Source organism: Streptomyces sp. TSRI0107 (genome assembly GCF_001905845.1).
Taxonomy (GTDB): Bacteria; Actinomycetota; Actinomycetes; order Streptomycetales; family Streptomycetaceae; genus Streptomyces.
Window position 1 is genome coordinate 1 of sequence record NZ_LIVZ01000021.1, and the last position, 23,742, is coordinate 23,742.

At 70.6% G+C, this 23,742-nt stretch carries 25 protein-coding genes; 8 read left to right on the plus strand and 17 right to left on the minus strand.

Annotated elements, in window-relative coordinates:
* Positions 1–132 precede the first annotated feature (132 nt).
* Positions 133–864 carry a prepilin peptidase gene (locus AMK31_RS37285; protein ID WP_073945187.1) on the minus strand — a complete coding sequence of 244 codons (732 nt, stop codon included), beginning with the start codon at positions 862–864 and terminating at the stop codon, positions 133–135.
* 33 nt (positions 865–897) lie between these two features.
* Positions 898–1,851, minus strand: a complete 954-nt coding sequence (locus AMK31_RS37290; protein WP_073945188.1) for a helix-turn-helix domain-containing protein — start codon at positions 1,849–1,851, stop codon at positions 898–900.
* A gap of 108 nt (positions 1,852–1,959) precedes the next feature.
* Between AMK31_RS37290 and AMK31_RS37295 the strand changes: the two genes are divergently transcribed.
* A complete protein-coding gene (locus AMK31_RS37295) occupies positions 1,960–2,988 on the plus strand; it encodes a saccharopine dehydrogenase family protein (protein WP_198948663.1) in 1,029 nt (342 codons plus the stop codon).
* A gap of 98 nt (positions 2,989–3,086) precedes the next feature.
* On the opposite strand, the gene AMK31_RS37300 is transcribed toward AMK31_RS37295, so the two are convergent.
* The 4 genes from AMK31_RS37300 to AMK31_RS37315 all read right to left on the minus strand — a co-directional run bounded on the left by AMK31_RS37300 (position 3,087) and on the right by AMK31_RS37315 (position 5,546).
* Positions 3,087–3,665, minus strand: a complete 579-nt coding sequence (locus tag AMK31_RS37300) for a Type-2Aa cytolytic delta-endotoxin (RefSeq protein WP_073945189.1) — start codon at positions 3,663–3,665, stop codon at positions 3,087–3,089.
* 85 nt (positions 3,666–3,750) lie between these two features.
* Positions 3,751–4,278, minus strand: a complete 528-nt coding sequence (locus AMK31_RS37305; protein WP_073945190.1) for a DUF1877 family protein — start codon at positions 4,276–4,278, stop codon at positions 3,751–3,753.
* Positions 4,279–4,281: 3 nt separating this feature from the next.
* A complete protein-coding gene (locus AMK31_RS37310) occupies positions 4,282–5,082 on the minus strand; it encodes a maleylpyruvate isomerase N-terminal domain-containing protein (protein WP_073945191.1) in 801 nt (266 codons plus the stop codon).
* A 74-nt stretch (positions 5,083–5,156) separates the two neighbouring features.
* Positions 5,157–5,546: a VOC family protein gene (locus tag AMK31_RS37315; RefSeq protein ID WP_073945192.1), complete on the minus strand. Its 390-nt coding sequence runs from the start codon at positions 5,544–5,546 to the stop codon at positions 5,157–5,159.
* 201 nt (positions 5,547–5,747) lie between these two features.
* On the opposite strand from AMK31_RS37315, the gene AMK31_RS37320 reads away from it, so the two are divergent.
* Positions 5,748–6,272 carry a DUF485 domain-containing protein gene (locus AMK31_RS37320; RefSeq protein ID WP_073945255.1) on the plus strand — a complete coding sequence of 175 codons (525 nt, stop codon included), beginning with the start codon at positions 5,748–5,750 and terminating at the stop codon, positions 6,270–6,272.
* On the plus strand, positions 6,269–7,885 hold the full coding sequence (locus tag AMK31_RS37325) for a sodium/solute symporter (protein WP_073945193.1): 1,617 nt from the start codon (positions 6,269–6,271) through the stop codon (positions 7,883–7,885). Before AMK31_RS37320 ends, AMK31_RS37325 begins: the two co-directional genes overlap by 4 nt.
* 100 nt (positions 7,886–7,985) lie before the next feature.
* On the opposite strand, the gene AMK31_RS37330 is transcribed toward AMK31_RS37325, so the two are convergent.
* The 4 genes from AMK31_RS37330 to AMK31_RS37345 form a co-directional block, all read right to left on the minus strand.
* Positions 7,986–10,406 (minus strand): SpoIIE family protein phosphatase, encoded by a 2,421-nt coding sequence (locus AMK31_RS37330; protein WP_073945256.1) that lies wholly within the window; start codon positions 10,404–10,406, stop codon positions 7,986–7,988.
* A 138-nt stretch (positions 10,407–10,544) separates the two neighbouring features.
* On the minus strand, positions 10,545–11,237 hold the full coding sequence (locus AMK31_RS37335) for a TetR/AcrR family transcriptional regulator (RefSeq protein ID WP_073945194.1): 693 nt from the start codon (positions 11,235–11,237) through the stop codon (positions 10,545–10,547).
* A 57-nt stretch (positions 11,238–11,294) separates the two neighbouring features.
* A complete protein-coding gene (locus AMK31_RS37340; RefSeq protein ID WP_073945257.1) occupies positions 11,295–11,924 on the minus strand; it encodes an HAD family hydrolase in 630 nt (209 codons plus the stop codon).
* Between the two features lie 10 nt (positions 11,925–11,934).
* Positions 11,935–13,134, minus strand: coding sequence for an acetyl-CoA C-acyltransferase (locus AMK31_RS37345; protein ID WP_073945195.1), 1,200 nt, complete (start codon positions 13,132–13,134; stop codon positions 11,935–11,937).
* Positions 13,135–13,343: 209 nt separating this feature from the next.
* Here AMK31_RS37345 and AMK31_RS37350 point away from each other — a divergent pair, with 209 nt between their 5' ends.
* The gene (locus AMK31_RS37350; RefSeq protein WP_073945196.1) at positions 13,344–14,186 is read left to right on the plus strand and encodes an alpha/beta fold hydrolase; all 843 of its coding nucleotides are present in this window, start codon (positions 13,344–13,346) and stop codon (positions 14,184–14,186) included.
* A 113-nt stretch (positions 14,187–14,299) separates the two neighbouring features.
* Positions 14,300–15,121: an SCO6745 family protein gene (locus AMK31_RS37355; RefSeq protein WP_073945197.1), complete on the plus strand. Its 822-nt coding sequence runs from the start codon at positions 14,300–14,302 to the stop codon at positions 15,119–15,121.
* A 29-nt stretch (positions 15,122–15,150) separates the two neighbouring features.
* On the opposite strand, the gene AMK31_RS37360 is transcribed toward AMK31_RS37355, so the two are convergent.
* The 3 genes from AMK31_RS37360 to AMK31_RS37370 all read right to left on the minus strand — a co-directional run bounded on the left by AMK31_RS37360 (position 15,151) and on the right by AMK31_RS37370 (position 17,885).
* A complete protein-coding gene (locus AMK31_RS37360) occupies positions 15,151–15,903 on the minus strand; it encodes a maleylpyruvate isomerase family mycothiol-dependent enzyme (protein ID WP_241842857.1) in 753 nt (250 codons plus the stop codon).
* 204 nt (positions 15,904–16,107) lie between these two features.
* Positions 16,108–16,881 carry an SDR family NAD(P)-dependent oxidoreductase gene (locus AMK31_RS37365; RefSeq protein ID WP_073945199.1) on the minus strand — a complete coding sequence of 258 codons (774 nt, stop codon included), beginning with the start codon at positions 16,879–16,881 and terminating at the stop codon, positions 16,108–16,110.
* On the minus strand, positions 16,878–17,885 hold the full coding sequence (locus AMK31_RS37370) for an NADP-dependent oxidoreductase (protein WP_107468838.1): 1,008 nt from the start codon (positions 17,883–17,885) through the stop codon (positions 16,878–16,880). The genes AMK31_RS37365 and AMK31_RS37370 overlap by 4 nt, the downstream gene beginning before the upstream one ends.
* Positions 17,886–18,149: 264 nt before the next feature.
* On the opposite strand from AMK31_RS37370, the gene AMK31_RS37375 reads away from it, so the two are divergent.
* From AMK31_RS37375 to AMK31_RS37385, 3 genes are all read left to right on the plus strand, one after another.
* Complete coding sequence (locus AMK31_RS37375) at positions 18,150–18,374, plus strand: twin-arginine translocase TatA/TatE family subunit (RefSeq protein ID WP_073945200.1); 225 nt, start codon at positions 18,150–18,152, stop codon at positions 18,372–18,374.
* Positions 18,375–18,518: 144 nt separating this feature from the next.
* Positions 18,519–19,496: a sporulation protein gene (locus AMK31_RS37380; RefSeq protein WP_073945201.1), complete on the plus strand. Its 978-nt coding sequence runs from the start codon at positions 18,519–18,521 to the stop codon at positions 19,494–19,496.
* Positions 19,497–19,616: 120 nt separating this feature from the next.
* The gene (locus tag AMK31_RS37385; RefSeq protein ID WP_073945202.1) at positions 19,617–20,072 is read left to right on the plus strand and encodes a tellurite resistance TerB family protein; all 456 of its coding nucleotides are present in this window, start codon (positions 19,617–19,619) and stop codon (positions 20,070–20,072) included.
* Positions 20,073–20,169: 97 nt separating this feature from the next.
* Here AMK31_RS37385 and AMK31_RS37390 read toward each other — a convergent pair whose 3' ends face one another.
* The 4 genes from AMK31_RS37390 to AMK31_RS37405 form a co-directional block, all read right to left on the minus strand.
* Positions 20,170–21,114 carry a M56 family metallopeptidase gene (locus tag AMK31_RS37390; protein WP_073945203.1) on the minus strand — a complete coding sequence of 315 codons (945 nt, stop codon included), beginning with the start codon at positions 21,112–21,114 and terminating at the stop codon, positions 20,170–20,172.
* A 6-nt stretch (positions 21,115–21,120) separates the two neighbouring features.
* Positions 21,121–21,555: a BlaI/MecI/CopY family transcriptional regulator gene (locus AMK31_RS37395; protein WP_073945259.1), complete on the minus strand. Its 435-nt coding sequence runs from the start codon at positions 21,553–21,555 to the stop codon at positions 21,121–21,123.
* A gap of 119 nt (positions 21,556–21,674) precedes the next feature.
* Positions 21,675–22,793 (minus strand): acyltransferase family protein, encoded by a 1,119-nt coding sequence (locus AMK31_RS37400; RefSeq protein WP_107468840.1) that lies wholly within the window; start codon positions 22,791–22,793, stop codon positions 21,675–21,677.
* 242 nt (positions 22,794–23,035) lie between these two features.
* Positions 23,036–23,734 carry a sulfite exporter TauE/SafE family protein gene (locus AMK31_RS37405; protein WP_385312693.1) on the minus strand — a complete coding sequence of 233 codons (699 nt, stop codon included), beginning with the start codon at positions 23,732–23,734 and terminating at the stop codon, positions 23,036–23,038.
* Positions 23,735–23,742: the final 8 nt, after the last annotated feature.

Below are 23,742 nucleotides of genomic sequence, written 5' to 3' on the forward strand. Positions count from 1 at the left end.
TCGACGTCGTCCCGCAGCTCACCGAGGAGATCAAGACCCGCAAGGGCTGATCCCCATCGCGTCAGGTAACCCCCGCCGTAGCGGGGGTTACCTGTATTCGGGATGCGAGTACCCGGGATACGTAGACCGACGTCACGCGAGGGCGCCCAGCAGCACTCCGACGAACCCTCCGGTGATGAGGAACGGGCCGAACGGGATCGCCGTCTTGCGGTCGGCGCGGCGCGCCAGCATGAGGCCCACGCCGTACAGCGCGCCGAACAGGAACGCGGCGAAGGTGCCGATCAGCAGGATCTCCCAGCCGTACCAGCCGAGGACCGCGCCGAGCGCGGGGGCGAGTTTCACATCGCCGAAGCCGAAGCCGCCGGGGTTGATCCAGAACAGCACGAAGTAGCAAGCGCCGAGGGTGAGGGAACCCAGCAGCGCGGTCTTCCAGCTGCCGTCGGCGCCAGGCAGCAGCGCGACTCCTCCGAGCCCGATGAGCGCGGACGCCGCGAGCGGCAGGGTCACCACGTCGGGCAGCCGGTGAACCGCGATGTCCACGGTGGCGAGCAGAACGGCGCTGGGTGCCAGCAGCAGCCACACCAGGAGTTCTGGACGCGCCCCGGTGGCGGCCCCCAGCAGGGCGCACACGACGACCATCACCGCGGCGACGGTGGACGTACGCGGCCCGAACCTGTCCCCGTCGGCGCAGCGGGCCCGTCCCAGCCACCCGTCCCCGATCCCGGTGAACGGGTGCCCTGCCGGGCAGGTCTTCCGCCAGGGCTCCTCCGGCGTCACCGAAAGCCGGTAGGCGGCACGCGGTATGAGCAGGCCGGTCCCGACACCCCACACGACGGCCACCGCGATGATCCAGAACGTCTCCACGACACGGAGCCTAGGGCTGTGAACAGGGCGTTGTCAGCGGGGAAAGCGGGTCTGGGAGCGAAAGGTGCGGCGGTAGGTGTCCGGTGGGACGCCCACCGTGCGGGCGAAGTGGCGGCGCAGGGTGGTGGCGGTGCCCATGCCCGTGGCCGTGGCGATGGTGTCGACGGTGTCGTCGGTGGTCTCCAGCAACTCCTGGGCGTACCGGATGCGCTGGGTGTGGAGCCACTGCAGCGGGGTGGTGCCGGTCACCTGCTTGAAGTGGCGGCCCAGGTGGCGTGAGCTCATCCGCGCCTGGCGGGCCAGGTCCTCGACGGTGAGGGGCTCGTTCAGCCGCCCCATCACCCAGGGGAACAGGTCCGCGAGCGGATGGTTGCCCGGCTCGGGGACGGGGGTGGCGATGAACTGGGCCTGACCGCCGTCCCGGTGGGGTGGTACGACCAGACGCCGGGCGATCTTGTTGGCGATGGACGAGCCGTGGTCGAGGCGTACCAGGTGCAGGCACAGGTCCATGGCGGCGGCCTTGCCGGCGGAGGTGAGCACGCTGCCGTTGTCGACGTAGAGGACGTCCGGGTCCACCGTGACCTTCGGGTGGCGCCTGGCCAGTTCCCGGGTGTGCGCCCAGTGCGTGGTGGCGCGCTTGCCGTCCAGCAGTCCGGCGGCGGCCAGTACGAAGGCTCCCGTGCACAGGGAGGCCACGCGCGCGCCCGCGTCGTGGGCTGCGCGTACCGCGTCGACGAGTTCGGCCGGCGGGTCCTGGTCGGTGTCGGCCCAGCCCGGGACGATCACGGTGTCGGCGAGGGCCAGGTGGTCGAGCCCGTGGTCGGGCTCCAGGCGAAAGCGGCCGAGTCGTACGGCGCTCGGTCCGCAGAGCGAGAAGCGGTACCAGGGGTCCGCTATGTGGGTCAGGTCGGCGCCGAACACTTCGCATGCCAGGGAGAGTTCGAGGTGCAGCATGCCATCGGTGATGGCCAACGCGACGGAGGGCATGTCCGGAAGTGTATGGGTCATGTCGTTGCAGACACTCGTGTGGGGGTGCCGCTCCGCGTCAGGATCTCCGAGTACGGACGAGTTCGGACGAGTACGGGGAGCGGGCGTATGGGATCGGGCCAGAAGGTTGCGGTGTTCGGAGCGTACGGGCACACCGGGCGGTTCGTGGTGGCGGAGTTGGTCGAGCGCGGGTTCGTCCCGGTGCTGTCCGGCCGCGATGCGGGCAAGCTGGAGGCGCTGGCCTCCGGGGCCGGGCTGGAGGCCCGTACGGCGTCGGTCGACGACCCGGACTCGCTCGACCGTGCGCTGGCCGGCGCCGTGGCCGTGATCAACTGTGCCGGACCGTTCGCCGCTACGACGACTCCCGTGATCGAGGCCGCCCTGCGGGCCGGGATCCCGTACCTGGACGTGGCGGCCGAACTCGAGGCCAACATCGACACCTTCGCGCACTTCGCCGACCGGGCACGGGAGGCAGGCGCGGTGATCGTTCCGGCGATGGCCTTCTTCGGCGGTCTGGGCGACCTGCTGGCCACCGCGGCCATGGGTGACTGGACCAAGGCCGACGAGGCGCACATCGCCTACGGCCTGAGCAGCTGGCACCCCACCGCCGGGACACGGCGTTCGGGCGCGGTCTCGAGGGAACGACGCGGCGAGCGGCGCCTGCGCTTCGCGAACGGCCAGTGGGAGTACCGCACCGACGCCCCGCCGGCCCTCGAGTGGCGCTTCCCCGAACCGACGGGCCCCCAGCCGGTGATCGGGGAGTTCACGATGGCCGACGTGGTGACCGTGTCCAGCCACCTCTCCATCCCGGACGTGACCACCTACATGACGGTCCAGGCCGTACGTGACGTCGCGTCCCCGGACACGCCGACTCCGAGCGCGGCCGACGAGAACGGGCGGTCCGGCCAGACCTTCGTCATCGACGCGGTCGTGCGCTCGGGCGGCGCCGAACGCCGCGCGACAGCCCACGGCCAGGACATCTACGCCGTCACGGCCCCCCTCGTCGTGGAGGCCCTCGACCGCGTTCTCACCGGCCGCACCCGCACGGTCGGCGTCGCCGCCGCAGGTGAGATGTTCGACGCCCCGGACTTTCTGCGCTCGCTGTCCCCGCACATCACCCTGGAAATACTCCCGTAGCGATCCGGTCCAGCGATCCGGTCCATTGATCCGGTCGCCCCTGCCTCGCCGCGACGGGCTGTGCGATCTCACGGCCCGGGACGGCGGGCTGTGACTGATCAGGCCGCGTTCGCGAGTTTCTGGCGCACGACGATCGCGTTGAGCTGTACGGCGAAGGGTGCGGTGTCGGCGATGCCCAGGGCCCCCACACGGTCCTTGCCGAGGCCGACGGTGACGTCGGCGCAGAAGGCGACACCGTACAGGTACGCGCCGGCTTCCATGTCCTGGAGGGCGAAGAACAGATCGCGGTAGTAGCTGGTGCGGTCCCGCTGCTCCTCGTAGTAGGCCAGCCCCGGTTCGCCCTCCTGCGCGGCGAGACCGGTGAACGCGTCCACGAGGTCACGCTCGATGGTGTCCCAGAACGACGCCTGAGCCGCCTCCGCGGGGAGCGCCTGACGGACCGCTTCCTTGAGGGAGAGCACCATGACCACGAGCGGTGCCTCCTCCTGCAGCTTCCAACCGCGGATCACCTTGACGGTGTCGCTGTCGGGGAGCACGGCGGCGGCATCGCGTATGTGCGCGAAGTCGTAATTGACCGTGGCGGGCGCGATCGCCTCCTGGAAGGCGCTCCTGAGGGCCTCCGCTTGGGCCTGGTGCGCCTCGTCCACCACGGTGACTGTTCTGAAGCAGGCTGCCAACTCATCCTCCTTAAACGTTTTGTTGAACGGATGAGGCGTCAGTATGCCCTGACCGTGCCCGGCATGCGACCATGCCGGCCGCTTCTCAAGCCCACACCACTTTGACCACGGCGTGCCCTGCCGAAGCCGCCCGCCCGTAGAACCCCCGCAGGCTCCTGTGATGGTTGAGGAACTCCAGCCTGGCCTGCGCCTCGTCCCAGCCGCCCAGCTTGGCACCGGCGCGCTTCCACAAGTCGTCGAAAGAGACAGCCGCAAGGAAATCCGCGGCCTGTGACACCCCAGGCGGCTCCAGCATCATCATGGGCGGGTCGGAGGGGTCGGCGTCGGCGCTGTGCGGCACTGGGCGGCCGCCGTAGATCGGCAGTGCCCATGGCTTGTCCGCGTCGGCGTATGCGTGTGCCTGCGCGTGTGCGTGTGCGTGTGCGTCGAGGCCATCGGCTACGGCGTAGAGGTCGTTGACGGAGTTCCAGACCTTGTCGATCGAGCCGGCGACACCCGCTGCGACCTCGTCGGGGTGGTTGTCCCAAGCCTCGGACATGAACGCCGCGAGCCAGGTGTGGTCGTCGCGGATCTCGGACTCCGCGACGGCGCGGAAGTGCAGGTGGATGCTCATCTCCTACTCCTCCGGCTCCCAGACGCGGAGCAGGTCGAGCAGACCCGCGTCACCGTCGATCCGCACGGTGTCCGCCGGTATTCGGCCGTACAGGAAGAGGACCAGCTCACCGGCCGTGCCGCGGACCGCGGCACCGGCCGCTTCCAGGTCCTCGGGGGTAGCGGTGGCGGGCGTCGTTCCGGGCGCGGGAAGACGGGTGGAGCGTGCGCCGTCGCCGTCGACGGTCAGGCGCCAGGAGTGGCCCTCGGTGGCATGGAAGTCGAAGGCGGTGGGCTTGTGCGGCCAGGGGCTCCGCGTCGCGCAGCAGGTGGACAGGAACTCGTCGACCCCGTCGAGTGCCGTCTCGGCCCGCAGCGGCTGCGGGGCGCCCACGGTGAGCTGAGCGTCGTAGGTGTGCACCGCGACCTCCTGGAGCTGGTGCCGGGCGACGGCACCGCAGGTCTGCGGCGACTGCGACGCACCCCACCACGTCCAGCAGGCGCGATCCGGTCCGGCCTCGCGCAGTGCGGCCAGCAGCTCCTGCGTCGATGCGGCCGACCAGGCCAGCAGTGCCTCCCGCTCCCGGGGCGCGGCCGGGGCGCCCTCCGGGGCGGACTTGGCCTCGGCGGCGGGCCCCGCGGCGACGGTGGCGGCCCAGGAGCGGCGCCCCTCGCCCAGGTGTCGCACCAGATCGAACAGCGTCCACTCGGGGCACGTCGGCACCCGCACGTCGAGGCTGGGCGCGGCGGCGACCGCGGCGCGGAAGGCGGTCGACCGTTCGTCGATCAGGCGCAGCAGGTCGCGGAACTCCAGAGTCTTCGGCACCCCGGATGTCTATCACCGTGTTCCGGCAACCGGACAGCGGGTTTTCATGGCCGACACGGCGGGCGCGCGGCACGTCAGGCGAGGTAGTCCGCGCGCCCTTCGTCATCGAGTTCGAAGGGGCCCTCGGGGATGACGCAGAACTCGTTGCCTTCGGGGTCGGCCATCACCAGGAATCCGCCGGCGTCGTACTCCTCCAACCGGCGCCCGCCGAGGGCCTCTACACGCTGCTGCTCGGCGGCCGGGTCGGGCGAGGTGATGTCGAAGTGCATACGGTTCTTGCCCGACTTGGGCTCGCCGGTCCGCTGAAAGCCCAGTCCCAGGCCGTTCTCGCGCCGCAGCCACACGTAGGGTCCCATGCGGCCGACGACCGGCCTGCCGAGCAGCTCGGACCAGAACGCGGCAAGCCGTTCGGGGTCAGCGGCATCGACGATGAGGGCATTGATCTGCATGGGTGCGTACGCCATCCCTTGATCCTCTCAGAGCGTGATCCTCTCAGAGCGCCCAGGACCGCTCCTCGGCTTCCCGGTCCGGAGCGCCGCATCCGCATCGACCCCGAAACGTGACCCACCGCCTACTTACAGCCATGCCGACCAGTCGGTATGGTGCGCCGCTGAGCCACTCCCCGATCACCTCCACGGATCCGAGCCGCAGTGGAAGGCCAGGCGATGACATACCCCGACGAGAACCGGTACCCGCCACCAGCGTCACCGGGCTGGTCCCTGACGCACACCGATCGTCCGTCATACGGATCATACGGATACGACGTCCCTCCCCGGTACGCCCCGGACGGTCGATCCACTTGGGCCGAGCCGTACGCGCAGAACGAGGCGTACGCGCAGGACGACCGGTACGCGCAAGGCGACCGGTACGCACAGGAGACTCATCGGCACAGCGCCGACCTCGCCGCCCTCCGCTCGGCGTACCGCCTCCTCCGCCGGACCTCCACGCTCACGGCACTCGGCTCCTTCGTGGTGTACATCGTGCTGTCATGTGCCGCCCCGGGCCTGATGGGGTCCGAGATCGCCGGGGAGCTGAGTCTGGGCATGGCCCTGGGGGTCCTCCAACTCGTCGTGACCTTCGCGGCGGTCTTCTGGTACGGACGCAGCGCGCAACGGTCGGTGGATCCGCTGGCCCGCGCCGTCAGGGAGCAGGCGGTCGCCGCCGGCGGGAACACCGGTGGGGCGAGATGAACGACTTCAGCTCCGGGACGCAGGCCACCGTCCTTCTCCTGTTCACCGTGCTGGTCACCCTCACGCTGCTGATGTGCGTGATGGCGGGCCCTGACCGCGACGACCTGGCGAACTTCTACACCGGCTACCGCTCGCTCACCCCGTTCAAGAACGGCCTGGCCATCGCGGGCGACTACATCTCCGCGGCCACGGTGCTGAGCACCACCGGCATCATCGCGCTCACCGGATACGACGGCTACGTCCTCGCCGTCAGCACCGCCTTGTCCCTGGTGCTGCTGATGTTCCTGCTGGCCGAACCCTTGCGCAACGCCGGCCGGTTCACCATGGGTGACGTCCTGGCCCGCAACATGCCCGGGCGGGCCGTGCGTGTCGCCGCCTGCGTGGTGACCCTCTCGGCGACCGTGCCCTTCCTCGTCGTACAGCTCTCCGGGGCCGGGTCGCTGCTCACCTTCATCCTGGACCTCCCGCACCTGGCGGGCGCCAGGACGGGCAGCATCGTCATCGTCGGCAGCCTGATGATCATTTACGCGGCGCTCGGCGGCATGAGAGGCACCGCGCTCGTCCAGATGGTCAAGATCGTGTTTCTGCTCGCCACCAGCTTCGCCGTCGCCGCCCTGGTCCTGAACCGTTTCGACTGGAGCCCCGGCGCCGTGCTCAGGGCCGCCCAGCAGGGCAGCGGCGCGGGCCCCGCCTTCCTCCAGCAGGGCCTTCAGCTGGGCACCTCGGCCGGTGAGCGGCTGGACTTCATCGGGTTCCAGATCACGGTCGTCCTCGGCGTGGCCTGCCTGCCCCACATCACCATGCGCCTGTACTCGGCGCAGGACGTGCCCGCCGTACGTCGCTCCATGTCGTGGGCGGTCGCCACGGTCACCACGTTCTGCCTGCTCGTGATCGTCATGGGGACGGGCGCGGCAGCGCTGGTGGGGTCGCAGTCCATCATCGCGGCCGACCCCGAAGGCAGGACGTCGGTGCTCATGCTGTCGCAGATGCTCGGCGGAGCACCCGGCTCCACGGGCACGACGATTCTCTACTCGGCCGTGGCGGGCATGGTCTTCATCACCCTGCTGTCCTCGGTCGCGGGAATGACCCTGGCCGCGGCCTCGTCGCTCGCCCATGACCTGTTCGCCCATGTGTCACGGCGGGGGCAGGCGGATCCGCGCACGGAGATGACGGTGGCGGCGTGGACGAGCGTGGCCGTGGGAATCGCCGCCATCGGGCTCGCCACCCTGGTCCAGAACTGGGACGTCGGAGTGCTGACCACTCTGGCCATCTGCATCGGGGCATCGGCGGTGGCACCGGCGCTCACCTACTCCCTGTTCTGGCGGGGGTTCACGCGCACCGGCCTGGTCGCCACCCTCTACGGCGGCGCGGCCTGCGCGCTGGTGCTGCTGGTCTTCTCCGAGGCCGTCTCGGGCACGCCGTCCGCCCTCTTCCCGAACGCCGACTTCGCCTGGTTCCCCATGCAGTCCACCGGACTGGTCTCCATCCCGTTCGGCTACCTGGCGGGCTGGCTGGGCAGCCGTCTGGACCACCGTCGCCGCACCGCCGACAGCGTCGAGACCCGGCGGCTGTACGAGGAGAGCGAGGCACGGCTGCTCGCCGCAGCCGAATGAGCCGTCTCGGTCGGGCGGCCGACGCCCGTCGCCCGGTGACGTGCCGTCGGGGGCGTCAGGTGCGTCTGGTGCGTCTGGTGCCTCTGGTGCCTCTGGTGCTTCAGGCGAACATGCCGGCCAGTGGTTGCTCGGTCCACACGATCTTGCCCTCACGGGTGTACCGGGTGCCCCAGCGTTCGGTCATCTGGGCCACCAGGAACAAGCCGCGCCCGCCCTCGTCGGTGGTGCGGGCGCGGCGCAGGTGGGGTGAGGTGTGGCTGGCGTCACCGACCTCGCACACCAGGCACCGTTCACGGATCAGCCGCAGGGTCGCGGGACCGCCGGCGTAGCGGTAGACGTTGGTGACCAGTTCGCTGGCGATCAGCGCGGTGCTGAACGCCAAGTGCTCCAGTCCCCATTCGGTCAGCTTCGCGGAGGTCAGGTCGCGGGCCCGAGCGGCGCTGGCAGGCTCCAGCGGCAGACACCAGGAGGCGACATCGTCCGGTGGCAGCATGCGCGTACGGGCGATCAGCAGGGCGACGTCGTCGCTGGGGCGCGATGGCACGAGCGAGTCGACCACCGCCTGGCATGTGCGTTCCAGCGCGTCGGTGGGGCGGGTGAGCGCTGCGCGCAACTTGGTCAGGCCGGCGTCGGCATCGATGTGACGTTCGCCGATGAGTCCGTTGGTGTAGAGGCACAGCAGGCTTCCCTCGGCCAGTTCGACGTCCCGTGCCTCGAACGGCAGGCCGCCCAGGCCGAGCGGTGGGCCGGCGGGCAGGTCCAGCAGAGACACCTGTCCGTCCGGCGCGGTCACCACGGGCGGCGGGTGGCCTGCGCGGGCCATGGAGCACCGCCCGGAGACCGGGTCGTACACCGCGTACAGGCAGGTGGCGCCGACGACCTGCTCGCCCACGGGCGGTTCGCCGACCGCTTCCTGTTCGGCCGCCAGGAGGTTGACCAGGTCGTCGAGACGGGACAGGACCTCGTCCGGTTCCAGGTCGAGGCTGGCGAGCGTGTGTACGGCGGTACGCAGCCGCCCCATGGTGGCGGCGGCGTGGATGCCGCGTCCCACCACGTCGCCCACGACGAGGGCGACCCGGGCACCGGACAGGGGAATGACGTCGAACCAGTCGCCGCCCAGGCCGGAGGCCGCGCTGGCCGGCAGGTACCGCAGGGCCACCTCGACGGCCGACTGGTCCGGCACCTCCCGCAGCAGAAGGCTGCTCTGCAGGGTGAGCGCGGTCTGCTGCTGCTGGGTGAAGCGCCGGGCGTTGTCGATGGCGACGGCGGCGCGCGCGGCGAGTTCCTGGGCGAGGGTGAGATCGTCCGCCTCGAAGGGATCGGGACGGCGCGAACGCCACAGGGTCATCACTCCGAGCACCAGGCCACGGGCGGCGACAGGGACCACGATCAACGAGTGAGCGCCCAGCTCCGGAGCGCGGGCCCCCCGGTGCCCCTCGGCGGAGAACCAGGAGAACCAGTCGGGCGGGAGCACCGCTTCCAGGACGGGCCGTCCTTCGGTCAGGCATCGGGCCTGGGGTGTGTCCGGCGCGAACTCCACCGGCTCGGGGTGGGGCGGGCCGGCCTGGGCACCGATGCCGCTGGTTCCCACACGTACCACCGGCCCTGCGAGGGGCCGCGCCAGTTCCTCACCGCGCGTCACGGGCTGGAGCAGGTCCACTGACGCGTGGTCGGCGAGGTGCGGCACCATCACCTCGGCGAGTTCCCGGGCCGTCTCCGCCACGTCGAGGGTGGTGCCGATACGACCGCCGGCCTCGTCGAGGAGCGCGAGCCGGCGCTGGGCGCGATGGCGTTCGGTGATGTCCTCGATCATCTCGGCGACACCCAGGATGCGGCCGGAAGGATCCTCCATCGGGAAGGACGAGACCATCGCGACCCGCTCGCGTGCCGGATCCTGCTCCAGGCGAGTGAACTGCTCGGAGTAGATCAACGGCCTTCGGGTCTCCATCACCTGGCGCACACGGTCCACGGCCTTGCGCGCGTCGTCGGGGAGGAGGAAACAGCCGGTGGGCAGCCCCCGGAAGTCCGCTGCCGGGACGCCGCTGAAGCGTTCGACGGCCCGGTTGACCCGGAGAAGCCGCAGGTCGGGGCCGTGGACGACCAGGCCGATCGGGCACCGGCGGTACAAGCCCTCGAGAACCGCGCGGTCCCTTTGCCACTCCAGGACGTCAGCCGCGAGCGCCCCGGCGAGCAACCACTCGCGGACCCGGCCGTCGCGCCAGAGCGCGTGGGCCCTGAGCCCCATCTCGACGAGCCGCCCGTCGCGGTGCCGCACGTTGAGCACCCCGAACCAGCCGCCGGTTCTCCTGGCGTCCGCCGCGGCCTCTCGGACAGCCGGCAGATCGCCAGGATCCACGAGCACGCCGAGGGCCGAACGACCGATCACGGCTGTGTCCGGATGACCGAGCAGTTCCTGGGCCCGCCGGTTCCATCCGACCACGACGCCCCGGTCGTCGAGAACCGCCAGGGCGGCGAGGTGCTGGGCGAACGGATCGTCGTGGCTTTCGCTGAGCTCGGTCATCCGCTTCTCCACCGCTGGACACCACCTTGTGCAAGCCTATTGAATCCGGTGGCGCCGCGGCCTCGCCCACGCAGTGGCACGGCGTGGCGGGCATCGCGCTTCCGGCACCGCAAGGCCTCAGGCGGTCGGGCCGCCGGATCAGCGGTGGCCGGGGAACCGGAGGGCGTTCGCCCAGAGGCGGGTGACCGTCGACACCAGTTCCTCGAAGTCCGCAGGCGTGCCCCCTTCCTGCCGTTCACCGAGCACGAAGGCGTTGTACGCCATGACGCTGACCATGCCCGACAGCGCTCGGGAGGCCATCATCGGATCGACCCCGCGGTCTGCGACACCTCGCGCCTGCAGCTCGGCGATGCCGCGGGCATTGCGGCGGATGAACGCGTCGGCGCGCCGGCTCCGGAACTCGCGGAACTCCGGCTCCACTTGCGCGACCTGTTCCAGCAGGCCCATCAGCTTCGCGTTCCTTCTGTATGCCTCCAGATACGCGCGATTGCTCGCTTCGAGCACCGCGTAGGGGTCGTCGGCATCCTGCACCCGGCCCATGCCGGGGTGCATCATGTCCTCCTGCGCCTCCAGGAGGACGGCGGCAAGCACCTCTTCCTTGTTGGCGAAGTAGGTGTAGAAGGATCCCGCCGCGCATCGAGCCTCTTTGGTGATGTCGGTCAGGCGGGTGTCGAGGTAGCCGTCCCGTTCGAACACCTTCCGGGCCGCTTGCACCAATGCGGCCCGTGTCCGTGCTCCACGCTTCGTCGTGGGCGGCTCACGAAGCTGCGAGCGGGGTGCCATGGGCGGTGCCTGCTCGCCGTCGATCTCCTCGGGCCCGGTGGTCTCCATCCAGGGAACCTTACTTGAATCCGACACCACGTTCATGCCTCCGACCGGGGTGCGCGGTCAAGCGCCGATTCCGAAGCGTTCGGCGAGTTGACGGCGGGTGTCGGCGGCGCTGGTGTGCAGTACGCCCCCGATTCCGATCCGTGCCGCTCCGTCGAGGTTCTGCCGCAGATCGTCGATCATGACCGCCTTCCCGGGGTCGACGCCGAGGCGTTCACACGCGAGCGCGTAGATCCGCCGGGAGGGCTTGCGTATCCCGACCTCGCCGGAGATCACGATCACATCGGCGACAGCGGCGAGTTCGACGCCGTCGTAGGTCCCGGTACCGAACGAATTGGACACGAGCGCGACCGGATGGCCGGCGGCTCGGAGGTCACCGAGCAGCGCGAGCATGTCCTGGTCGATCGAGATCCCCGCCTGCATCCGGGCCGTGAGCCCCTCGGCGGATACGTCCGCGCCGTGGGCGCGGAGACGTTCGGCGAATCCTCGCTCGAAGGCTTCGGTGTCGATACGGCCGCACTCGTGGTCCGCCAGGAGCGCGCGCGACGGCTGGTCCCGAGAGAGGAGTTCCAGCGGCAGGCGCGGGTCGCCGCCGAGGGAGGCGCCGAACTCGGTGAAGGCACGCAACACGCTTGAGGTGATGACACCGCCGAAGTCCACCAGGACCGCGCTTCGCACATCGTCCGTCACGTTCGGCACCTCAGACAGCCTCGAACAGCCCGGCCGCGCCCATGCCGCCGCCGACGCACATGGAGATCACCACATACCGAACGCCCCGGCGCTTGGCCTCGATGAGGGCATGCCCGACCAGCCGGGCACCGGTCATCCCGTACGGATGACCGACGGAGATGGCGCCGCCGTCGACGTTGAACCGCTCCGGGTCGATGTGCAGTTCGTCCCGGCAGTACAGCGCCTGGGAAGCGAACGCCTCGTTGAGCTCCCACAGGCCGATGTCGTCGACGGTCAGGCCGTGCTGCTTCAGCAGCTTCGGAATGGCGAAGACCGGCCCGATGCCCATCTCCTCCGGCCCGCAGCCGGCGACGGCCATGCCCCGGTAGATCCCCAGCGGCTCCAGTCCGCGGCGCTCGGCCTCCTTCGACTCCATCAGCACCGACGCCGAGGCCCCGTCCGAGAGCTGCGAGGAGTTGCCCGCCGTGACGGTGGAACGCGCGCTCACCTGACCGTCGGGCAGCACCGGCCGCAGCCCGGCCAGGCCCTCCAGAGTCGTCGACGCTCGGTTGCCCTCGTCCCGGGCCAGGGTCACCTCCTCGTCCCGCACCTCTCCGGACTCCTTGTCCAGGACCTTCTTGACGCTGGGAAGCGCGACGATCTCCCGGTCGAACCGGCCGGCCTCCTGCGCCGCCGCGGTGCGCTGCTGCGACAGCAGCGCGAACTCGTCCTGGCGTTCACGGCTCACGCCGTAGCGCTCGGCGACGATCTCGGCCGTGTGCAGCATCGGCATGTAGATGCTCGGCTTGTGCTCGACCAGCCAGGGGTCCGCCATGCGGTGGGTGTTCATGTGGTCGTTCTGCACCAGGGAGATCGACTCGACACCGCCGCCGACAGCGACCTGCATGCCGTCCGTGACGATCTGCTTGGCGGCCGTGGCGATGGCCATCAGGCCCGACGAGCACTGCCGGTCGATCGACATCCCCGACACGGTGTCCGGAAGACCCGCACGCAGAACGGCCTGTCGCGCGACATTGACGCCGGAGGACCCCTGCTGCACGGCGCAGCCGAAGATCACATCCTCGACCTCACCTCCCTCGAGCCCGGCGCGCCGCACGGCGTGCGACAGGGCATGGGCGGCGAGTTCCTGCGCCTGGGTGTCGTTGAACGCGCCGCGGTAGGCCTTTCCGATGGGCGTCCGGGCCGTCGAAACGATGACTGCTTCCCTCATGTCGCCTCACTGCTCCTCTGGTTCGGTTCGTCCGTGAGCTTCGGTCGTTCGTGAGCGTCGGTCGTTCGTGAGCTTCGGGCCGTCCGTGAGCTTCGGGTCCGGAAGTCCGAGCGTCGTTATAGTTGAATTCGACGTCAGGTTCAACTGCCACCCTTGACAGCCCACCCCCTCCAAGGAAAAGCTACCGACTAGTTGGTATGGGGAGGTGAATGGTGACCCAGCTGAGCATCCCCACGGGTGCGGGCGTGTTCGATGCCATCGCGGCGGGTCCGCCCGAAGGCCGCCCGGTGCTGTTGCTGCACGGTTTCCCGCAGACAGGGCTGGTGTGGCGGCGGCAGATCGCGGCGTTGGCGGCGCACGGCTACCGGGTGGTGGCACCCGACCAGCGTGGGTACTCCCCCGGCGCCCGCCCCCAGCGCCCCGAGGACTATCGCATCGGCCTTCTCGTCGACGACGTGGTAGCGATCAGCGAACAACTGGGCTGGGCTGCGTTCGATCTGGTCGGCCATGACTGGGGAGGCGCGGTGGCCTGGTGGACCGCGCACACCCACCCCGGCCGGGTCCGCACCCTGACCGTTGTCTCGACCCCGCACCCCGGCGCACTGGCAAACACCCTGCGCACCGACGAGGATCAGCGCGCACGTTCCCAATACATGATCGACTGGCGCGAGACACCGGCCACCGAGGAACGCATGCTCGCCCACGACGCCCGAACGCTTCGCGGCTTCTACGCCGAGACCGTCCCGCGAGACAGTGCGGACGCCTACGTGCGCCACCTGTCCCAGCCGGGTGCTCTCACCGCGGCGCTGAACTGGTACCGGGCCGGCCGCCCCGACGGCGCGATCGGCGTCATCGACGTACCCACGCTGTATGTCTGGAGCACGGGGGACAGCGCGTTCGGGCCGGCAGCCGCGCAGGAGACCGCGAGGTGGGTCGACGGGCCGTACCGGTTCGAGACCCTCCCGGGCGTGAGCCACTGGATCCCCGAGGAAGCGCCCGACACTCTGAGCCGCCTGCTGCTCGACCACCTGCGAGCGCACGGCGAGCACTGAACCGGCAGCTAATACGCCGTTCACCGAACGCCCTCGTTCACCAGACGCCCCATTTCACCGAACGCCCTCGTTCACCGGACACCCCGCCGTCGACTCTCCGAAGAGGTGACCCCATGAAGGCAGCACGCGCGGCCTGGCGCCGTCTCGAGCCCGTACACGCCATGATCTACTTCGTCCCCGAGGGAAGGCGACGGTACGCCGAGCTCGGACTGGGCGGACGCGCCGGGTACTTCACCTCCCGGAGCGCCGCGTTCGGCCGGGCATCCGCCGAGCTGGTCATCTCGACCTTCTACAACTTCAACCCCGATGCCGTACGGCGGGCGGTCGACGGAGCCTGGGACGCGACGACGCCGCAGCAGGTGCTGGACGCGCGGTACGCCGCGGCGGGCGAGGCCCTGCGGCGAGCGGGCATCCACGAGTTGCCCGACCTGCACGAAGTCCTGGCGCTGACCCGCCGGGCCGCCGAGGCGGCCTGCGAACACGCGCAGGGCCGCCCGTTGTTCGCGGCTCATGCCGCGCTGCCCTGGCCGGAGGAGCCGGTACTGCAGCTGTGGCATGCCCAGACACTGCTCCGGGAGTTCCGCGGAGACGGCCATGTCGCGTGCCTGCTGAGCGAGGGCGTCGGGGGCTTGGAGGCCCTGATCCTGCACGCCGCGACCGGCGACGTTCCGGTCGACTTCCTCAAGGCGAGCCGTGCATGGCCCGAGGAGGCGTGGACCGCCACCCAGGAGCGCCTGCGCGAGCGCGGTCTCCTCGACGGAGACTCCCTCAGCCCGGAAGGCGTGAGCCTGCGCCGGCACATCGAGGACCGCACCGACCGTCTGGCCCTTCCCGCCTACGCGCCTCTGGGTGACGCCGGCTGTGAGCGTCTCGCCGAACTCGCGAGCCCCTTCGGCCGTGCGGTCGTCGACGCGGGCCTTCTCAAACTGCGCTGAGGCGGGCCCTTGCCGGGGCCCGTCGGGCCTCAGAAGGCCGAGTTGGCGAACCAGTGAGCCAGCAGGTCCTCGTCCCCCTCGTGAGCGAGGCCGTCTGCCTCGTAGGGCAGGCGGCCGTAGACGAGCAGGAGCAGATCGGCCGCGGTTCCCCGGACGGTCGCGTCGGCGGTGTCCGGGGCCGGACGGGACGTGTCCAGTCCGAAGCCGTCGGGCCGCAGGCGAACCAGCCAGGCGTCGTCTCCGTCGGTCGTGCGGAAGCGGATGGTCCTGTCGGGGCCGCGCAGGTCGGCCACCTTGGGGGCGAAGAAGGCCGCGAAGGGCAGGTTGACCAGGAACTCGTCGATCCCGTCGACGGCGACCTGACGGTCGATGACGGGCCGGAGGCCGAGTGCGAGCTCGGCGTCGGCCCGGTGCAGCAGGGTCTCGAAGAGCATGCGGCGTGCCCAGAAGCGGGCGTGCTGGTCGACGCCCCACGCCCACATGGGAAAGTCCGGGTCGGTGGCTGCGAAGGCGTCCGCGGCCACGGTCGCGCTCTCGGCCAGCCAGTCGGCGTATCCGTCCTCCTGTTCGGGGAGCCGCAGGTCCACCTCACGTGTACGCGGGGGTTCCTGGACGCGCGCCCGCAGCAGGGCCGAGAACCAACGCTGGACACTGCCCGTGTGCTTGACCAGGTCGGCGAGCGTCCAGCCGGGGCAGCTCGGCACCGCGGTGGCCAGGTCGGCGCCCCTGACCGCCGCGACGAACCGGGCGGTCTCCGCCGCGACCTCTCTGCGGTGATCCACCGGGGGGACAACGGATGCGGGCTCGGCGTGGTCGGCCGTGGTCATCGTGAGACATGCCTTTCGAAGATGCTGCGGGGTCAGCCGGAGGGCTGACCGAGGACGGCTTGAGGAGCGGCAGAGGCGGCATGGGCAGGACACCCTGTGCGCCTGCCGGTGCACCGGTGCACCGGCAGCCCGTGTCCGCCACGGACTGCCGGTGCGCCCTCAAACGCCGACGGGCTTGCCCGGACCAGGCACGTGACGGAAACGGAACGGCTCCGGGTCACGTCCGGCCTGCACGAACCAGCACTCCCCGGTGCCGTCGCCGGTGACGATCCGCAGCACCGTGTCCGCCACGACCTCGGCCGGGATGATCGGCATTTCCTGCTCGGAGAGCATGTCGCGCAGGTGGTCGATGATCCGTGACTCGGCGAACCCCGGGCAGACGGCGTTGAAGCGCACGTTGTGCGGCGCGAGAGCCGGTCCCAGGGAGCGTGCGAGTCCCACGACCGCGTGCTTGTTGGCCGCGTACAGCGGATCCAGCGGTACCGCCGCCAGCCCCGCCAGGGACGCGGTCGCGACGATCGCCCCTCCGCCGCGGGCCCGCAGCGCCGGCAGGACCGCATGCGTGCCGAACACCACGCCGTCCAGGTTGGCGCCCATCGCGCGGCGGTAGCGCGCCAGGTCGAAGTCCTCACCGACGCCGCACCCGGACGCCACTCCCGCGTTGAGGAACGCGATGTCGACACCACCGCACTGCTGCTCGGCGAATTCCACGAGCGCACGGTTGGCCTCCAGGTCGGAGACGTCGCAGGCGCGGAAATGGCCGTCGACCATCTCGGCCACCTCGCGGCCGCCCCGCGCGTCGAGGTCCGCGACCACGACGCGCGCCCCCGCCTCCGCCAGCGCCAGCGCCGTGGCGCGGCCCAGTCCGCTGGCGCCGCCGGTGACGATCGCCACCTTGCCCTCGAGCGCGGCCCCGCTCTCGGCGGCCGTCACGCCAGCTCCAGGACGAGCTTGCCGACGTTCTCACCGCGGAAGAGCATCTGCAGCGTGTCGGGGAAGTCGTCGACGGTCCCCCTGACCACGTGCTCCTTGACCTTGATGCGGCCGGCACCGATCCAGGCGGCGATCTCCCGGGCGGCCTCCGCGTAGCGCTCGGCGTAGTCGAAGACGACGAAGCCCTCCATACGGGCGCGACGCACCAGCAGCGAGAGGTAGTTGGAGGGGCCCTTGACCGAAGTGTCGTTGTTGTACTGACTGATGGCACCGCACACCACGACGCGCGCGTGCATCGCCAGTCGGGTGAGGGCCGCGTCGAGGATGTCGCCCCCCACGTTGTCGAAGTAGACGTCGATGCCGTCCGGGGCGTGGTGGCGCAGCGCCTTCCTGACGTCCTCGGCGCGGTAGTCGATCGCCGCGTCGAATCCCAGTTCGTCGGTGAGCAGTGCGCACTTCTCCGGCCCTCCGGCGATGCCCACGACCCGGCAGCCCTTGGCCTTCGCGATCTGACCCGCGATGGTACCGACCGCGCCGGCCGCTCCCGACACCACTACGGTCTCGCCGTCCTTCAGCGCGCCGACGTCCAGCAGGCCGAAGTAGGCGGTCATGCCGGGCATGCCCAGCGCGCCCAGATACGTCGAGGGCGGGGCGAGAGAGGTGTCGATCTTCATGGCGCCCTTGCCGTCGGAGACCACGTACTCCTGGACGCCGAACGTTCCGACCACGTGATCACCCGGCTGGAAGCCGGGGTGGTTCGATGCGGTGACCTCGATGACCGATCCGGCACGCATCACCTCACCGATGCCCACCGGCGGCAGGTAGGAGGGACGGTCGTCCAGCCAGCCCCGCATCGCCGGGTCCAGGGAGATCACACGTGTCCGGCCCGCGAACCGGCCCGGGCCCGGTTCATCGACGGAACCCGCACAGTGCTCCCAGTCCTGGGGTTTGACCTCGCCCACGGGGCGGGCTGCCAGACGGATCTGGCGGTTGGTCGCAGACATCGCGCCTCCTGTCGTCGCGGCTCTCCGCGAGGATACCGACCAGTAGGTACGTCGGCTGCCGTGACATTGACCACACAGCGCGCTCCACTTCGGACACCGCCGCCCCAACGCCTCACCTCGGGGGCACTCCCGGTCAACGAGCCCAGAAGAAGCGCTTGTTGGCGATCAACCCCGGGAAGAAACTTCTACAGCATCGTAGATTATCGTGCGTAACCAGCAGGCCGGCAGCGGTCGGCCTGCACCACCTGGGAAAGGGCCTACCTGATGTTCGGCTTGAGCGAGCTCGCCGTGATCCTCGTCGTCGTGATCGTGGTCCTCGCGATCAAAAGGCTGCCCGAACTGACCCGCTCGGCCGGTAAGGCCGCCCGGATCCTCAAGAGCGAGACCAAGGCGCTGAAGGAGCAGGATTCCCCCAAGGGAGCCGCAGGCTCCGGCACCGTGGTCACCGGCACGGTGATCGAGCGGGAGGAACCGCCGTCTCACAGCTGACGGGAGTGCGGGACTTCCGTACCGCGAGGGCGGATCGCCCCCCGTCCGCGCCCCGACCCCCTATGCTTCTACACACTTGTAGAAGGGGTGGTCGGCGGCATCACCCCTCAGCGACGCACGCACGTGTAGGGAGTGGACGCCACAATGGTGTTCAAACGACTGCTCGGCTCGCTCGGCGTAGGCGGTCCCACCGTCGACACGGTCCTCGACCCGGGACCGGTCCAGCCCGGCGGCACGCTCTCCGGCCAGGTCCATCTCAAGGGCGGCAACGCCGGCTTCGACATCGAGCACATCACGCTGGAGCTGGTGGCCCGGGTAGAGGCCGAGCACGACGACGGGGAGAGCGAGGGCGTCGTCGCCTTCGAGCGCTACACCGTCGGTGGCGGCTTCCGGCTCGCCGAGGGCGAGCAGCGCAGTGTGCCGTTCAGCGTGACCCTGCCGTGGGAGACCCCGATCACCGAGCTGTACGGCCAGCCGCTGGGCATCGTCCTCGGTGTGCGCACGGAGCTGTCGGTGGCCGGCGCCAAGGACAAGGGAGACCTGGACCCGCTGACCGTCGGCCCGCTGCCCGCCCAGGAGGCGATCCTCGAAGCGCTCGGCCAACTCGGCTTCGGCTTCGAGTCCGCCGACCTGGAGTACGGACGCATCGGCGGCACGGGACAGCAACTGCCCTTCTACCAGGAGATAGAGATCACCCCGTCGCCGCAGTACGCGCACCAGGTGAACGAGATCGAGGTGACCTTCCTCGCGAGCCCCGGCGGCCTGGAGGTCGTCCTGGAGGCCGACAAGCGCGGCGGCTTCCTCACCTCGGGCCACGACGCGCTCACCCGCTTCACCGTCGGCCATCACGACGCCCGCGACTGGAACACCGAGGTCGACGCCTGGATCCGTCAACTGGTCGAGCACCGGGCCTCGTACGGCGCTCACGGCGACCCGTACGCCGGCCACGGACGCTACGGGCACGACGGGCACGACGACCACCACCGGTCCGGGCCCGGCATGGGGACGGCCGCCGCCGCGGGCGCCGCCGGGCTGGCGGTGGGCGTCGTCGGCGGCATGGTCGCGGCCGAAGTGGTCGACGAGGTCGGGGACTTCTTCGAGGGCGACGAGGACGAGGGCTGAGCGATCGCCCTCGGCGGGAACCATCGCGCTAACTTCTACGTTGCTGTAGAAGATGCGGGCGTCCGACCGGGCGCCCGCCGCGACCCCCCCGTATCCAGTTGTATCCAGTTTGGAGTTCTCATGGCCCTGTGGGACCGCGTCAAGGAGTCCGCGTCGACGATGCAGACCCAGCTCGTGGCGAAGAAGAACGACCTCAAGAGCGGCGCCTTCCGCGATGCGAGCATGGCCATGTGCGCGCTCGTCGCAGCCGCCGACGGCACGGTCGACCCCTCCGAGCGGCAGCGCGTGGCCCAGCTGATCGCCACCAACGAAGTGCTGCGGAACTTCGACGCCGACGACCTGCGGCGCCGCTTCGAGCAGAACCTGGACAAACTCGCCACGGACTTCGCATTCGGCAAGGTGAGCGTCATGCAGGAGATCGCCAAGGCGAAGAAGAAGCCGGCCGAGGCCCGTGCCGTCATCCAGATCGGCATCGTCATCGGCGGCGCCGACGGCGACTTCGACAAGGACGAGCAGGCCGTGGTCCGCGAGGCGTGCTACGCCCTCGGTCTGCCGCCGCACGAGTTCGACCTCTGACCTGACGAGGATCTGCGGCGGGCCGACGACCTTCGGACGGCCTTCGGCGCCGGCCCGCCGCACCCGCCGCACCCACTGGGACTTGACCGGGTCCGGGTCAAAGCGGCGTCGCCGCGCGCAGGATGAGGACCATCGTCACGGCCGAGTTCGCCGACGACATCGCCGACACGGCCGTCCCCACGGCCGCGCCCCATGCCGCCAGACCCACCGACGTGAACACCGACGTGAACACCGACGGCCAGCCGCGGGCCACGGGAGCGGGCCCGAGCAGGGCCGCCACCCTGCGCGGCACCGGCCCGGCCGCGGCGAAACCCGCCAGGGTGGCCACGGGCGTCCCGCGCGACACGAGTGCCGCCTTGCCGATCGCGCGGGCCACGGTCCGCCGGCTGCCGACCGCCTGGGCCGCGTCCTCGTCCGCCCACCGTTCCGCCGCGTACGTCACCGCCGTCCGCAGTGGCCGCAGGAAGGGATTGGCCCGCGCGGCCAGCTGGACCGCGAGGAGGAAACGATGATGGCGGGCGGCGAGATGAGCCCGCTCATGGGCGAACAGCGCCCGGCGCTCGGCCGGTTCGAGACAGTCCAGCAGGGCCGTGGTCACCACCACGCGACCCCTCCGGCCACCCGGCAGCGCGTAAGCGTAAGGGTCGTCGTCCGGCAGGACGGCAACCTCCGTCTCCCGCAGCCCGGCCAGCGCCCGGTGAGCACGACGGCGCACCCGGCCGTGCCGCCACAGCATCCGGCCGCACGCCACCAGCACCGCGCACAGAGCGGGAATCGCCGCCTTGCCGACCACCTCGTCGTACGGCACCGCCTCGCGCACTTCGGGGTCCGACCAGCCGTCCGGCAGCGGATTGCCGGGGAGCTGGGCGGTGCCGACCACCATCACCAGGCCCAGGCACACCGTGCTGCACGCCGCCATCACCGCGGCCACCCCGGTCAGCAGCCGGGCCGTGGTGCGCGGGTGCAGATGCTGCTCGGCGAGGCGCGCGATCGGCCACGCCGTCAGGGGCAGCACCAGCGGCAGAAAAACGAACACCCCCATGGAGCTTCAGTCGTCCTCTTCGTCCCTGGCCCGGCTCAGCAATTCTCTCAGCAGCCGTTCGTCGTCCGGTCCCAGGCTGGTGACGAAGCTGGCCAGCACCGCCTCACGGTCGCTCTCGGCGTCCAGCACCTTGCGCATCTTGTGCGCGGCCAGTCCCGCCTGATCCGAGGCCGGCGTCCAGGCGAAGGACCGGCCCGCCCGCTCGCGCGTGACCGCCCCCTTGGCCAGCAGCCGGGTCAGGATGGTGATCACCGTCGTATAGGCGAGGTCTCCGCCCAGGCGCTCCTGCACCCAGCCGGCCGTCGCCGGGCCGTCCGCTTCCCGCAGTGCCGACAGGACCAGAGCCTCGAGCTCCCCCTGCCCCCGCCGCCGGGAACGCTGCCGCTGCTCCTCCGTCACGCCCTGTCTCCATCCGCCGCCGTCCGTTTCCCGGGCGGACATCGTATAGACGCCCATGGTCACGTTCGGGCGATCGGTACGTCACAGCGGCCGGCGTCGCCTGCCGGCCGGCTCTCTCCGCAGGCGCTCCGCTCCCAAGCGCTCCAACCGCTCCCCCCTTGCTACTTCCGCACGACGCCCTCGCCCTTCCCCGTCAGGGTCATGCTCTTCCGGAAGGCCCAGTCCATCCTCGGCTCCATGGCGAACCGGAGAACCTTCCGTACGGGTGAAGTGCACAGCAGGGTCACGACCGCGGCGGCGATGAGGGAAACGGTGATCTCGCCCAGCGGCTGGTGGAACCAGTCGAGGCGGGACCAGTGCCAGTGGTTGGCGGCCTGGATGACGAAGCCGTGCAGCAGATAGCCGTAGAGCGTTCCCGCGCCCAGCGCCGTGATCCACATGCGGCGTCCGGGCACCCAGGCGAGGAAGCAGGCGACCAGGATCGTCGAGCAGCCGAAGACGGCCAGGGTCATGAGCGGCCCGTACCAGGCGGGGACGCCGAAGTCCTCGGCGGCGGCGCGGTGGAAGAACCAGGCGTAGTCCATCCGGGGGACCGCCCAGTACGCGACCATCAGCGCACCCGCGAAGACCGGCACGGCCATGACGCGCACTCGCCACCGGCGCACCAGCCGGAAGTGCTCCTGCTTCAGGCACAGGCCGAGCACGAAGTACGGCAGGAACTGCAGCGCGCGTTGCAGGTCGAGGTCCTTGCCGATGGACGGCGAGAGCGTCGCCAGGGCCGCGACGCCGAGGGCGACGGGCAGCGGCCACCGCACGCTCTTCCAGATGGGGGTGGTCAGGCGCCAGACGAGCAGCGCCGCGAGGAACCACGTCAGATACAGGGGGTCCAGCAGGCTGACCTGGCGGTCGGGGACGCCGTCGCTCCACCGGGTGAAGTAGGTGTACGCCGTCTCGAAGACGACGTACGGAACGGCGACGCCGGTGATCAGGCGCTTGATCTTCCCCGGGCTCGCGTCGAAGCCGCGCGAGAAGTAGCCCGAGATCACGATGAACGCCGGCATGTGAAAGGCGTAGACGACCATGTAAAGCGCGGTGACGGCGCGGCTTCCCGAGCGCAGCGGCTCCCAGGCGTGCCCCATCGCGACCAGCACGATCGCCACGTATTTGGCGTTGTCGAAGAAGGCGTCCCGCCGCTTCGCCTGCGCGGGCCCGGTCTTCTGCACGGCCGTGGGTGCCGAAGCCGCCGCCTGAGCGGGCACAGCCTCGGCGATGCCGCTCACCGCTCCCCCCGTCCAGCTCGTGCGGAACCAGCGCGAAGAGGAGCGCGCCTAGCGCGTCTTTCAAGGCGTACGGCTGCGATGTGGAGGCACGGCATCCGGAGCGTCTTGCCCCTTCGCGGCGAAGTAAACATCTCGCGCGCATGGAGCGGTGGCCGTCCCGTCGACGGCGTGCCGCCCCATGCGCGTTCCTTCGGCCCCGTGAGGCGCGCGGCGAGCCCGTGCGCCTCACGGGGTCGTACCACTCACCCCCCGAGCATCAGGACGAGGCCGGAGACCAGGGCGAAGACCAGCACGAACAGGCGCATCCTGCGGGCGTCCAGACGGTGGTGCACCAGGCGGCTGAGCCACGCGCCGACAGCGATCGCCGGCAGCAGGAGGGCAGCCTGGCCGAGCTCTGCGACCTCCGCCTTGCCGGTACCGAACAGCAGCGCCAGGGAGGCGACCTCCCCGACGAGAAAGCACGCGGCGACGGTCGAGCGCAGTTCGGCGGGCGGCCGATGCTGGTAGACCAGCGCGAGCGGGGGCCCGCCGACGCCGGTCGCGGTCTCCGTCAGTCCGGTCACCGCCCCCGCGCCGACATACGCGGCCCGGCCGGGCGTGAACGCGGGCGCGGCCAGGCTCACGACGGCTGCGAGCACGGTGGCGACGCCCACGAACACGCCGAGGCTGTGTTCCGGGATCAGCCAGAGCAGCGCCAGTCCGGCCGGGGTGGCCGCGAGCCGCGCCCCGGTGATCCAGCCCGCCCCCCGCAGGTCGAGCGAGGCCCGTTCCCGCCAGGCGACGTAGAGGTTGAGCGGGATCATCGCCGCCAGGACGAAGACCGGAACCAGCCGGGCATCGAGCATCCCGGCCACCGGCGCGACGATCAGCGCGAAGCCGAGCCCGCTGCTGCCCTGGACGAACGCGGCCACGGCCACCGTGACGGCGAGGACCGTCAGCATCTCCGAGG